Raw genomic sequence first — 11,856 nt, forward strand, 5'->3', positions numbered from 1 at the left:
GCGGGAACGCGCCCTGGCTGGGGGACGCCGCGCTCTCCACCGCCAAGGCGCTCGGCGCCATCGTCGCCGTGGTGCTGGTCGGCCGCTACGGCCTCAACCCCTTCTTCCGCCTGCTCGCGGCCTCCGGCGCCCGGGAGGTGATGACGGCCGCCGCCCTCCTCGTGGTGCTCGGCACCGCGCTGATGATGCAGGAGGTAGGCCTCTCGATGGCGATGGGGGCGTTCCTGGCGGGCATCCTCCTCGCCGAGTCGAACTTCCGCCACCAGCTCGAGGCCGATATCGAGCCCTTCCGCGGCATGCTGCTCGGCCTGTTCTTCATGAGCGTGGGCATGTCGATCGACGGCGCCCTGGTGAAGGCGGTCTGGCCGCAGCTCTTCGGCGCGACCGCGGCGGCGATCCTCGTGAAGGTCGCGCTGGTGGCGGCCCTCTTCCGCCTGTTCGGCTCCGGCCCCCTCGATGCGCTGCGGGGCGCCGCCGTGCTGGCGCCGGCCGGCGAGTTCGCCTTCGTGCTGCTGCCGCAGGCGGAGGGGCTGGGGCTGACCGACGCCACCAGCACGCGCTTCGCCGTGGCGCTGGCCGCGCTGACCATGCTGGTCGGGCCCGTGGCCGCCAAGGGCCTCGACAAGGCGCTCGACGCCGTCCGGGCCCGCTCGGGCGATCCCGACCTGCCCGCCACCGACGTGGTCGAGAGCGCCGAGACGCGGGTGCTGGTGATCGGCTTCGGCCGCTTCGGGCAGATCCTGACCCAGGTGCTGCTGGCGGAAGGCATCGCCGTCACGGTGATCGACAAGGATGTCGAGCAGATCCGCTCGGCCTCGCGCTTCGGCTTCCGGATCTACTACGGCGACGGCACCCGCCTCGACGTGCTGCGCGCCGCCGGCATCGGCCGGGCCGAGCTCGTCTGCATCTGCGTGGACGACGCGCAGGCCGCGCTGAAGATCGTCGAGATGGTGCACGAGGAGTTCGAGAGCGTGCGCACCTACGTGCGGGCCTACGACCGCATGCACGCCGTCGAGCTGATGAACCGCGACGTCGACTTCCAGCTCCGCGAGACCTCCGAGTCGGCGCTGCAGTTCGGGCGTGCCACCCTGGAGGGGCTGGGCCTGCCGGCCGAGGCCGCCGCCGCCCGCGTCGAGGACGTGCGCAAGCGCGACGTCGCCCGCCTCGTCCTGCAGCAGGCCGGCGCGCTGCCGGAGGGCAGCGGCTGGCTGCGCGGCAACGCACCCGCCGAGCTGAAGCCCGAGCCCCTGACCGCTCCGCAGCGCCCGGCCCGCGCGCTGAACGCCGAGACGCGGGACATCATCGGCCACGACCGCCGCGAGGCGGCCGAACGCCTGCTGGATCGGCCGGTCCCGGAGGCGGGGACGGACACGGACATCGAGGCCGAGGCCGCGGGCGGGACGGTGCTGGAGCGGGCGGACGGCCGGCGCGAATAGGTGAGGATGACCGCGCTCCCGGCGCGGCGCGATCCGGTTCGGGATCCGCGCGTTCTGGCTATCGGGCGCCCGACAGGGCAGACTTGCCCCTTGGACGGGCGAAGGGCCTCGGGGCGGGGTTCGGCCCGGTTCCGCGTCGGTATCAGTGAGGCCGCAGGCCATGTTCAACCCGATCGACATGCTGCAGGGCCCCGGTGCCGCCGGGATGCAGGGGGTGGCCCAGCAGTTCGGCCTCAGCCCCGAGCAGACCCGCCGCGCCCTCGAAGCCCTGCTGCCGGCCTTCGCGATCGGGCTGCAGCGCACGACGCCGAACGATCCCACGGGCTTCGCCAACATCTTCGGCTCGCCGATGCTGACCCAGGCGGTGCTGCAGCAGGCCTCGCTGACGAGCGGCGTCGGCGCGCAGGTCCTGCGCCAGATGCTGCCGATGATGGCGGGCGCCGTGGTGGCGAGCATCGTCCACATGCTGCTGAACCCGCCGGCCGTGAGCGAGCCGGCCCAGCCGCAACAGGCCGCCGCGGCCTTTCCGGTCAACCAGGCCTGGATCGAGATGATGAAGGCCTTCATGCCGGCCGCCGAGGCACCCCGGCCGCAGGCCCCGCCTTCGGCACGCCCCGGATCCCGCGGAACCCGGACCGAGGCGCGGCCCGCGGGCGCACGGAGCGCGGGTGCCAGACCCGCCGGCGGGCCCGACACGCAGACGGCCGGACAGGATCTCCTGCAGCAGATGCTCCAGACGGGCGCCGAGGTGCAGCAGCAGAACGTGCGGGCGATGCAGGGCCTGTTCGACGCCTTCTGGAGCGAGGCCGGGCGCGCCGCCGGGCAGCCCCCCGCCGCGAAGCCGGCCGGCCGTACCCCACCCAAGCCCGGCGAGGCCTGAGAGCGTTCCGGGAGGGAGCCGGGCCGGCGTGCGGCCGTCTACTGGACCTGCGCGGCGGTCGTACCAATTCGGACGTAGACGTCGTTCATCTTCGAGCCGTAGAGCTTGATCGTCCCGGCCGCGACCGCGAAGATCAGCGCGCCGATCATCGCGTATTCCATCGCCGTGCTGCCGCGCTGGTCGCGCGCGAAGGCCGAGACGGCACGGGTCGTCCGGCCCGGCACGTTGCCGTCCTCCGCTCCGGTCCGCTCTGCTCGGGTCGGCACCATGGAAGTCCGTCTGCGGGCCTGGATGGCCACGTGTGCACGCTAGACGCCACAACCTTGCGGATGCATTAAGGAACCCCCGGGCGATCCGCCGGCCAGCGCTCGATCTGTCGCCCGAGGACCACGCGGCCCGCGCAATCGTGCCCCGCGCCGCGCGCACGGAGGCGGTTTCGAGGGCTCGGCCTGTTGACAGAACGGGCCTGCCCTCGCCACATCCGGGCCATGAGCGCCGACATCCCGAATCCCGACGCCGCGCCCGCGACGGGCCTCAAGCCTCCGCTGGAGATCCTGCTCGCGGCACCGCGCGGCTTCTGCGCCGGCGTGGTGCGCGCCATCGACGTGGTGGAGCGCGCGCTCGCGATCTACGGGCCGCCCGTCTACGTCCGCCACGAGATCGTCCACAACAAGTACGTGGTCGAGAGCCTGAAGCGGAAGGGCGCCGTCTTCGTGCGCGAGCTCGACGAGGTGCCCGACAGCGGCGCGCCCGTGATCTTCTCCGCCCACGGCGTGGCCAAGACCGTGCCGGCCAACGCCGTCGAGCGCGGGCTCACCACCATCGACGCGACCTGCCCGCTGGTGACCAAGGTCCACCGCGAGGCCGAGATCCACCACAAGCGCGGGCGCCACGTCCTGCTCGTCGGCCATTCGGGCCACCCCGAGGTCGTCGGCACGATGGGCCAGTTGCCGAAGGGCTCGATTACGCTGGTCGAGGATCTCGAGCAGATCGCGGCGCTCGAGCCGGAGAACCCGAACAACCTCGCCTGGGTGACGCAGACCACGCTCTCGGTGGACGACACCCGCCACATCGTGGACGCCCTGAAGCAGAAGTTCCCGAACATCACCGGGCCGCACAAGGACGACATCTGCTACGCCACCACTAACCGCCAGGAGGCGGTGAAGCAGATCGCGCCGCTGGTCGACGCGCTGATCGTGGTGGGCTCGTCCAACTCCTCGAACTCGCAGCGCCTGCGCGAGGTCGCCGAGCGCGTCGGCTGCCCGATCACCCGACTGGTGCTGCGCGCCGAGGAGATCGACTGGCCGGCCTTCGAGGGCGTGAAGAAGCTCGGCCTCACCGCCGGCGCCTCGGCGCCCGAGGTGCTGGTCGAGGAGATCATCGACGCCTTCGCGGCCCGCTACGACGTGACCGTCGACACTGTCTCGACGGTGGTCGAGGACATGGTGTTCCCGCTGCCGCGGGAGTTGCGCAGCGAGGCGGCCGCCGCCGAGTAGGCCGGCCCCGAGACCCCCACGGCACGGTGTTTCGAGGGGCGCCCGACTGGCGCCCCTCTTCCGTCCAGGATTCTCCCAACCGAACGAGCGCAGCGCGTGGCCGTCTACACCGAGGTACCCGACGCGGAGCTGAGCGCCTTCCTGGCCGCCTACGAGATCGGCACCCTGCTCTCCTACAAGGGCATCGCCGAGGGGGTCGAGAACACCAACTTCTTCCTGCACACCACGAGCGGCAACTTCATCCTCACCCTCTACGAGAAGCGGGTGAACGAGGGGGACCTGCCCTTCTTCCTTAACCTGATGGACCACCTCGCCCGCCGCGGGCTCGCCTGCCCGCAGCCGGTGCGCAACCGCGACGGGCAGGCGCTCGGCCGCCTCTGCGGCCGGCCGGCAGTGATCGTGACCTTCCTGGAAGGCGTCTCCGTCAAGGCGCCCGGCGTCGATCATTGCGCGGCGCTCGGCCGGGCGCTCGCCGAGCTGCACGCGGCGGGCAGCGACTTCGGCATGAGCCGCGCCAACAGCCTCTCGGTCGGGGCCTGGGGACCGCTCTTCGCGCAGGCCGAGGGCCAGGCCGACGGGGTCTCGTCGGGCCTCTCCGAACGCACCCGCGCCGACCTCGCGCTCCTCGAGGCGTCCTGGCCGGCCGGGCTGCCCGGCGGGGTGATCCACGCCGACCTCTTCACCGACAACGTGTTCTTCATCGGCGACGCGCTGTCGGGCCTGATCGACTTCTACTTCGCCTGCACGGACGCCTTCGCGTACGACCTCGCGATCTGCCTCAACGCGTGGTGCTTCGAGGATGCGGGCCGGATCTTCCGGCGGGACATGGCCGCGGCGCTGATCGCCGGCTACGAGGCGGTGCGCCCGCTGGAACCCGCCGAGGTCGCGGCCCTGCCGGTCCTCGCCCGCGGGGCGGCGCTCCGCTTTATGCTGACCCGCCTGGTCGACTGGCTCAACGTGCCGCCCGGCGCCCTGGTCCAGCCAAAAGACCCGCGCGAGTACGACCGGCGCCTCGCCTTCCACCGGCAGGCCCGCGACGCGCGCGACTACGGCCGCGCCTGAGATCGGGGGGACGCGGCCCCTTCCGCGTCTTCCCTCCCACCGTCAGGCGAGCGGCCCTGGGATCGCGGCCTCGGCCTCAGCCCGCAGCCGCGTCTCGTGCCGGCGCACGAACAGCCAGAGCGCGAGGCCGCCGAAGATCACCCCGGCGAGCAGCGCGAGGCCGACCGGGCCGGCGACCTTCTCGATCGAGCGCCCGCACAGGTACGAGCCCAGCCCCATCGCGGCCGCCCAGATCACGCCGCCGAGCCCGTTGAACAGCATGAAGCGGCGCGCATCGAGCCGGTTCACGCCGGCGAGCACCGCCGCGTAGGCGCGCAGCATGGCGGTGAAGCGGCCGAAGAACACGATCTTGCCGCCGTGCTCCCGGAACAGGTACTGGCCGAGCTTGAGCCGGCCGTGGTCGAGGGCGATCAGGTGGCCGTAGCGCAGCAGCAGCGGCATGCCCCAGCGGCGGCCCGCCCAGTAGCCGAGGTTGTCGCCGAGGATCGCCGCCGAGGCGGCCGCCAGGACGATCAGGCCGATGTTGAGCTGGCCCGTGCTGCCCGCGTAGACCGCCGAGGAGATCAGCGCGGTCTCTCCAGGCATCGGCACGCCCGCGCTCTCCAGGGTGATGATCGCGAAGATCGCGAGGTAGCCGTAGCTCGCGATCAGATCCGCGATCGGCAGATCGTGAAGGAAGGACACGCGTTCGGATCCCGTTCGGTTGCGATTCAACCGGACGTCGCGATCCGAACGTGGCCTTTCGAGGGCGGACCGGGGCGACGGCGCGTCCCGGGCATCCGGCCTCAGATCACCTTGAGGAGAGCCTCGGCGCCGGACGCTTCCGCCTTGGAGGGCGATTCCTCGACGTTGAGCACCCGGACCACGCCGTCCTCGACGAGCGCCGCGTAGCGCTTCGAGCGGATGCCGAGGCCGAAGCCGGTGCCGTCCATCTCCAGGCCGATCGCCTTGGCGAAGTCCCCGTTGCCGTCGGCCAGGAACTCAATGCCCTCGGCGCCGCTGGCCTTGGCCCAGGCGTCGAGCACGAAGACGTCGTTGACCGAGGTCACGGCGATCGCGTCCACGCCGCGCGCCAGGATCGCGTCGCGGTGGGTGACGAAGCCCGGCAGGTGGTTGCGGTGGCAGCTCGGCGTGAAGGCGCCCGGCACGCCGACCAGCACGACGCGGCGGCCCTTGAACACGTCGTCCGTGGTCTTGGCCGCGGGGCCGTCCGGGCCGCTCACGCGGAAAGTCGCCTGGGGCAGGTGATCGCCGACCTGAATCATCGCCGTCTCCGTCGTCTCGAAACTGCCACGCTTGCGCGGTTCGCGCTTGAACTAGGGCCGGGGGCCGGCCCTGTCGAGCCACGGCCCCCTTCCCCGGCGCGTCGCGCGTTTTGTCCGCTGGACAAAGGTCGGGCGGGGCGTAGCATGGCGCCATGCAGATGCCTCCGTCCGGCGCCCCCTCCTATCTCGACGGCCAGTTCCTGGTGGCGATGCCCGGGATGAGCGACGAGCGCTTCGCCCGCTCGGTGATCTACGTCTGCGCCCACTCGGCCGACGGGGCGATGGGCATCATCGTCAACAAGCCGGTCACCGACCTCTCGATGCCCGACCTCCTGCTGCAGCTCGACGTGGCGCAGGAAGCCGACGCGATCCGCCTGCGCGAGCGCGTCGGCCACATGCCGGTGCTGATGGGCGGGCCGGTCGAGGGGCGGCGCGGCTTCGTGCTGCACACCGACGACTTCCACATCGACCAGTCCACGCTGATCATCGACGAAGGCATCTGCCTCACCGCCACCGTCGAGATCCTGCGCGCCATCGCGAGCGGGGCGGGCCCGGCGAGCGCGGTGCTGGCGCTGGGCTACGCGGGCTGGCAGGCGGGCCAACTCGAGAGCGAGATCATGGCCAACGGCTGGCTCAACTGCCCGGCCGACCCGACCCTGATCTTCAACACCGATCTCGACGCCAAGTACGAGCGGGCGCTGCGCGGCATCGGCATCGACCCGGCCATGCTCTCTGGCAGCGTCGGCCGCGCCTGAGGCTCCGCCTCCGCGCACCTGGCCGCCGCGGGCCCGCGGTCCGACATACCGTCTCGACAGAGAGGGATGCGCCCTGCATCCCGCCGACCGGAGTACCGCATGAACGAGCGTACCGACCTGCTGATGCGCGTCGAGGGCATGACCTGCGAGGGTTGTGCCGAGGCGGTGCGGCGCACGGTCTGCCGGCTCGACCCGGAGGCCGCCGTCGAAGTCGATCGCCCGGGCGAGCGCGTCGCGATCCGGACGAGCGCCCAGAGCCTCGCCTCGCGATCGCGGAGGCGCTCGGCAAGGCCGGCTACACCGCGACCGCGATGACGGGCTGAGCCCGCAAAGGCTTCTTCGCCACCCGCCCGATCACGAAAGATATTTTGTGGGCTCGTCGAAAAATTTCGACGGGCTTTTCACCTTGGCTTGCCGCTAAACTACCGGGATAGCGCGTTGATCGGGCCCGGCTCGGGCCAGGTCGCGCCGCGCCCGCACGGCAAAAGCCGGCGGGGATCCCGTGCGGAACGCGACGGACGCCGTGACGGGCGCCCTGCGGCGCGGCCCGCACCACTCAGGGTGAGGAAACCATGCCGTCAGACATCGAGATCGCTCGCGCCGCCACCCTGAAGCCGATCGCCGCGGTGGCGGAGACGCTCGGCATCCCGGACGAGGCCCTGCACAATTACGGCAAGCACATCGCCAAGCTCGACCACGGCTTCATCGCCGGCCTTGAGGGGCGGCCCGAGGGCAAGCTCGTGCTCGTCACCGCGATCTCGCCGACGCCCGCGGGCGAGGGCAAGACCACCACGACGGTGGGCCTCGGCGACGCGCTGAACCGGATCGGCCAGAAGACCATGATCTGCCTTCGCGAGCCCTCGCTCGGCCCCTGCTTCGGCATGAAGGGAGGCGCGGCCGGCGGCGGCAAGGCGCAGGTCGTGCCGATGGAGCAGATCAACCTGCACTTCACCGGCGACTTCCACGCCATCACCTCGGCCCACAGCCTCGCGGCGGCGCTGATCGACAACCACGTCTACTGGGCCAACGAGCTCAACATCGACGTGCGCCGCATCTTCTGGCGCCGCGTTGTGGACATGAACGACCGCGCGCTGCGCCAGATCACGCAGTCGCTTGGCGGCGTCGCCAACGGCTTCCCCCGCGAGGATGGCTTCGACATCACGGTGGCGTCCGAGGTGATGGCGGTGTTCTGCCTCGCCAAGAATCTGGAGGACCTGGAAGAGCGCCTCGGCCGCATCGTCATCGCCGAGACCCGCGACCGCAAGCTCGTCACGCTGAAGGACGTGAAGGCCACGGGCGCCATGACCGTGCTCCTGAAGGATGCGCTGCAGCCGAACCTCGTGCAGACCCTGGAGGGCAACCCGGCCCTCATCCACGGCGGCCCCTTCGCCAACATCGCGCACGGCTGCAACTCGGTGATCGCGACGCGCGCCGGCCTGCGGCTCGCCGACTACACGGTGACGGAAGCGGGCTTCGGCGCCGATCTCGGGGCCGAGAAATTCCTCGACATCAAGTGCCGGCAGGCCGGCATCAGCCCCTCGGCGGTGGTGATCGTCGCCACCGTGCGCGCCCTCAAGATGCACGGCGGCGTCAACAAGAAGGACCTCGGGGGCGAGAACATCGAGGCCCTGGAGCGGGGCTTCGCCAACCTCGCCCGGCACGTCACCAACGTGCGCAATTTCGGTCTGCCGGTGGTGGTGGCAGTCAACCACTTCTACGCCGACACCGACGCGGAGCACGCCCGGCTGCGGGAGCTGTGCGGCGAGCGCCTCGGCGTCGAGGCCATCACCTGCAAGCACTGGGCGGAGGGCGGCGCGGGCGCCGAGGCCCTGGCCCAGGCGGTGGTGCGGCTCGCCGAGGGCGGTGCCCAGCCGATCACCTACACGTACGAGACCGAATCGAAGCTCACCGACAAGATCAAGGCGATCGCGACCAAGCTCTACGGCGCGGCCGACATCCAGATCGAGTCGAAGGCCGCCCAGAAGCTCGCCGCCTTCGAGGCCGAGGGCTACGGCCACCTGCCGGTCTGCATGGCCAAGACGCAGTACTCGTTCTCGACCGATCCCACCCTGATCGGCGCGCCGGACGGGCACATCGTCGGGGTGCGCGACGTGCGGCTCTCGGCCGGCGCCGGCTTCGTGGTGGTGATCTGCGGGGAGATCATGACGATGCCGGGCCTGCCCAAGGTTCCGGCCGCCGACACGATCCGCCTCGACGCGAACGGGCAGATCGACGGGCTGTTCTGAGGCGCGGGAGCCCGCGGCCCGGGCCCTACCGGCCCGAGCCGCGGATCAGCATCTTGACCCGCTGGTCCGCCCGCTCGAGGCGCTCGGCGATGCCGCGGCGGGTGCATTTCTCGATCGTGTCGCCCGCGTAGAGCCCGTAGTCCCGCGCCTTCTCGCGGCAGGCGCTGAGCGGCGGCCAGACCACGATCACGGTCAGGAACAGGGCCAGCCCGAGCACGTCGATGGCGAGCCACGCCTTCCAGCCGAGCTTGCCGCGGCCGCCCTCCCCCGGTCTCAGGGCGCCGCGACGCCGCCGGGCATTCGGGCCGCCGCTTCGCGCGAGCCGCGCATCCAAGCGGTCGGCCTCCCCGGCCTGGACGTGGGACGGCGATGTCTGCATGTCGGATCCCCCCGATGCGATGCTGGCGTTCAGTCGATGACGCGGCGGATCAGCCTGAGGCCGTCACCGAGCGAGACGGCGCTCTCGACGATCTGGCCACGCGCGCAGACGCCGGCGTGGACGATCTGGCCGAGCCCGGTCCCGCCTCCCGAGCGGCAATCGGCGAGGGCGTAGCCGTAGAGAAAGATCCCGAGCGGCGTCAGGAAGACGGCGAGCTTCAGCAGCCCGAACAGGCGCGAGAGGACGCCGCGGCGCGGGGGCTCGTCGTACCCGTCGTCGTACCAATCCGCGTCGTCCTGCCGATGAGGACGACGGCCGAACTCGGGGTGCGCGTGGGGCGTCATGGTCGTGCGAGCCGTCGCAGATCGGCGGATCCCGTCCGCCGAAAACTACCCTAGGTCGCCCAATATGAAAATCGGCCTAACCGCGGTGCTTAAGCGGCCGTTAAGGCGCAGCCCGCGACGCGCGCCGCCTCAGGCGGAGAGCGCCCGGTTCACGGTGGTGCGCAGATCGGCCAGCGAGAAGGGCTTCGTCAGCACGTCCGTGACGATGGCGTCGAGGCCGCGGGCGCGCTCGCGCTGGTCGGCGAAGCCCGTCATCAGCAGGATGGTCAGGTCGGGAAAGTCGCGCTTGGCCGCGAGCGCCAGGGCGATGCCGTCCATCAGCGGCATGCGGATGTCGGTGAGCAGGAGGTCGAAGGCGCCGTCGGCCTCGTTCAGCCGGTCGAGCCCGTCGCTGCCGTCGATCGCCGTGACGACGGTGTGGCCGTCGATCTCCAGGCCCCGCTTCAGGAAGCCCCGGACCGTCTCTTCGTCATCCACGAGCAGGATGCGCGCCATGTCAGTTCGCTGCCGTCCTGTCGCGAGGGCCGCCCGTCCGGCGACGGCACGGAGTCACCGAGGGATACGCCGCGCGCGAGCGCGGTGGGCGGGTGGCCTGCAAGATCCGGTCCGTAGCTGAGAATGCCGCGCTTGTGCCGCGGTTCCATCCGGGTGCGCCCACGCTCAGCCGCCGTCGAACAGGTCGGGATCGGTGCTGTCGAAATCCACCAGCCCGACGAAGGGCAGCTGCCGGAAGGCGTGGGCGGCGTCCATGCCGTAGCCCACCACGAACACGTCCGGGCAGGTGAAGCCGACGAAGTCCGCGTCCATCGTCACCGCCCGCTTGCCGGGCTTCTCCAGGAGCACCGCGGTCAGCACGCGGCGCGCGCCGCGCGCCATGAGCAGGTCCTTGGCGAAGACCAGGGTGCGGCCCGATTCCAGGATGTCGTCGACGAGGAGCACGTCGCGGCCCCGCACCTCGCTCTGCACGTCGCGCAGGATCTCGACCTGGCCCGACGAGACCGTGCCGGTGCGGTAGCTCGACAGGTGGACGAACTCGACATGGGGGGCGAGCCCGACATGGTGCAGCGCCCGCAGGAGGTCGGCCGCGAACATGAAGCTGCCCTTGAGCACCGCGACCACCAGCAGGTTCTCGGGCTTGGCGGCCACGATCGCCTCGGCGATCTCCGCGTTGCGCCGGGCGATGGCGGCTTCGTCGAACAGGACGCGCACGCGTCGTGAGGCTTCGGTCATGCGCCCGTTAGACCATCTTTTCGCGGACGCTTCCACGGGTGCGCCCGCGAAAAGCGGTGCTCCGCCTCACGGTTGGGCGGATTTCCCCATCGCGGATGCCGACGCCCGTGCGGCCGGCCCGGCCGCGAACCGGATCTGCAGCCCGCGTCCCTGCGCGGGCGGATCGGTGAGGTTCGCGTGGAAGCGGGCGCGCTCGCCCTGCCCGAGCGCGGCGCGGGGCGGGGCGACGGCGAAGCTGCGCAGGGTCAGGCCGCCCGCGTCCAGCACCTCGACCGTGAGCGGCGGCACCGGCACCGTCCCGCGGGCGAGCCCGACGAGGTCGCCCTCCAGCACCAGCTCGGCCGGCCGGCCCGCCTCCGCGGGGTTGCGGAAGGCCACCACGTCGCGGATCTCCAGCCCGCGCAGGTTCACCGGCAGGCCGATCCCCGCATAGAGCGCGGCGCTCTGCGGCACCGCCTGCACCACCGCCGTGCGGGCGAGGCAGGCGAGCGGCAGCACGGCGGCGAGCACCAGCCCGGCGGCGAGCGCGGGGGAGAGGCGCGGCAGCCCGCGCCGCGCCGTCCGGCGCGGCTTCGCCCCTCCGCGCCGGGCCTTCGCGGCGGGTGCGGGCGGCACGTTCTCGACGACGTCCGCGCCGACCGCCTCGCGCACCGCCGCGGAGGCCTCCTGCCAGTCCGCCGCCGTGGGCGCGTCGGCCTCCGCCTCCGCCAGTTCCTCGGCGTGCGCGGCCAGCACCTCGGCGGGCGTGATGAACCAGGTCTCG

Annotated in this window: 14 protein-coding genes and 1 pseudogene; 7 read left to right on the forward strand and 8 right to left on the reverse strand. The window is 71.8% G+C overall.

Going from position 1 to position 11,856, the window contains the following annotated elements; all coding sequences use genetic code 11:
- The coding region (locus AX737_RS03955; protein WP_066919185.1) for a cation:proton antiporter at window positions 1-1,436 on the forward strand (1,436 nt) is incomplete at its 5' end.
- A 160-nt stretch (window positions 1,437-1,596) separates the two neighbouring features.
- On the forward strand, window positions 1,597-2,316 hold the full coding sequence (locus AX737_RS03960) for a DUF937 domain-containing protein (RefSeq protein WP_066919187.1): 720 nt from the start codon (window positions 1,597-1,599) through the stop codon (window positions 2,314-2,316).
- Window positions 2,317-2,354: 38 nt separating this feature from the next.
- Here AX737_RS03960 and AX737_RS32915 read toward each other — a convergent pair whose 3' ends face one another.
- A complete protein-coding gene (locus AX737_RS32915; RefSeq protein ID WP_066919189.1) occupies window positions 2,355-2,585 on the reverse strand; it encodes a Flp family type IVb pilin in 231 nt (76 codons plus the stop codon).
- A 219-nt stretch (window positions 2,586-2,804) separates the two neighbouring features.
- On the opposite strand from AX737_RS32915, the gene ispH reads away from it, so the two are divergent.
- Window positions 2,805-3,812 carry a 4-hydroxy-3-methylbut-2-enyl diphosphate reductase gene (ispH, locus tag AX737_RS03970; protein WP_066919191.1) on the forward strand — a complete coding sequence of 336 codons (1,008 nt, stop codon included), beginning with the start codon at window positions 2,805-2,807 and terminating at the stop codon, window positions 3,810-3,812.
- Window positions 3,813-3,908: 96 nt separating this feature from the next.
- On the forward strand, window positions 3,909-4,874 hold the full coding sequence (locus AX737_RS03975; RefSeq protein ID WP_066919193.1) for a homoserine kinase: 966 nt from the start codon (window positions 3,909-3,911) through the stop codon (window positions 4,872-4,874).
- Between the two features lie 42 nt (window positions 4,875-4,916).
- Here AX737_RS03975 and AX737_RS03980 read toward each other — a convergent pair whose 3' ends face one another.
- The gene (locus AX737_RS03980; protein WP_066919196.1) at window positions 4,917-5,558 is read right to left on the reverse strand and encodes a DedA family protein; all 642 of its coding nucleotides are present in this window, start codon (window positions 5,556-5,558) and stop codon (window positions 4,917-4,919) included.
- A 101-nt stretch (window positions 5,559-5,659) separates the two neighbouring features.
- The gene (locus AX737_RS03985; RefSeq protein ID WP_066919198.1) at window positions 5,660-6,139 is read right to left on the reverse strand and encodes a peroxiredoxin; all 480 of its coding nucleotides are present in this window, start codon (window positions 6,137-6,139) and stop codon (window positions 5,660-5,662) included.
- A gap of 152 nt (window positions 6,140-6,291) precedes the next feature.
- On the opposite strand from AX737_RS03985, the gene AX737_RS03990 reads away from it, so the two are divergent.
- The 3 genes and pseudogenes from AX737_RS03990 (at window position 6,292) to AX737_RS04000 (ending at window position 9,140) form a co-directional block, all read left to right on the forward strand.
- Window positions 6,292-6,894: a YqgE/AlgH family protein gene (locus AX737_RS03990; RefSeq protein WP_066919200.1), complete on the forward strand. Its 603-nt coding sequence runs from the start codon at window positions 6,292-6,294 to the stop codon at window positions 6,892-6,894.
- 99 nt (window positions 6,895-6,993) lie between these two features.
- Window positions 6,994-7,217, forward strand: a pseudogene (locus tag AX737_RS03995) (heavy-metal-associated domain-containing protein).
- A gap of 249 nt (window positions 7,218-7,466) precedes the next feature.
- Window positions 7,467-9,140: a formate--tetrahydrofolate ligase gene (locus tag AX737_RS04000; protein ID WP_066919202.1), complete on the forward strand. Its 1,674-nt coding sequence runs from the start codon at window positions 7,467-7,469 to the stop codon at window positions 9,138-9,140.
- Between the two features lie 25 nt (window positions 9,141-9,165).
- Here AX737_RS04000 and AX737_RS04005 read toward each other — a convergent pair whose 3' ends face one another.
- From AX737_RS04005 to AX737_RS34090, 5 genes are all read right to left on the reverse strand, one after another.
- On the reverse strand, window positions 9,166-9,519 hold the full coding sequence (locus AX737_RS04005) for a hypothetical protein (protein ID WP_066919204.1): 354 nt from the start codon (window positions 9,517-9,519) through the stop codon (window positions 9,166-9,168).
- 29 nt (window positions 9,520-9,548) lie between these two features.
- A complete protein-coding gene (locus AX737_RS04010; protein WP_066919206.1) occupies window positions 9,549-9,863 on the reverse strand; it encodes a hypothetical protein in 315 nt (104 codons plus the stop codon).
- Between the two features lie 129 nt (window positions 9,864-9,992).
- Window positions 9,993-10,358 carry a response regulator gene (locus AX737_RS04015; RefSeq protein WP_066919208.1) on the reverse strand — a complete coding sequence of 122 codons (366 nt, stop codon included), beginning with the start codon at window positions 10,356-10,358 and terminating at the stop codon, window positions 9,993-9,995.
- A 165-nt stretch (window positions 10,359-10,523) separates the two neighbouring features.
- Window positions 10,524-11,093, reverse strand: coding sequence for a hypoxanthine phosphoribosyltransferase (hpt, locus tag AX737_RS04020; RefSeq protein ID WP_066919210.1), 570 nt, complete (start codon window positions 11,091-11,093; stop codon window positions 10,524-10,526).
- Window positions 11,094-11,159: 66 nt separating this feature from the next.
- On the reverse strand, window positions 11,160-11,856 hold a 697-nt coding region (locus tag AX737_RS34090; protein WP_066919212.1), incomplete at its 5' end, for a hypothetical protein.

The organism is Methylobacterium sp. CCH5-D2 (assembly GCF_001556475.1).
In the GTDB taxonomy this organism is placed as follows: Bacteria; Pseudomonadota; Alphaproteobacteria; order Rhizobiales; family Beijerinckiaceae; genus Methylobacterium; species Methylobacterium hispanicum.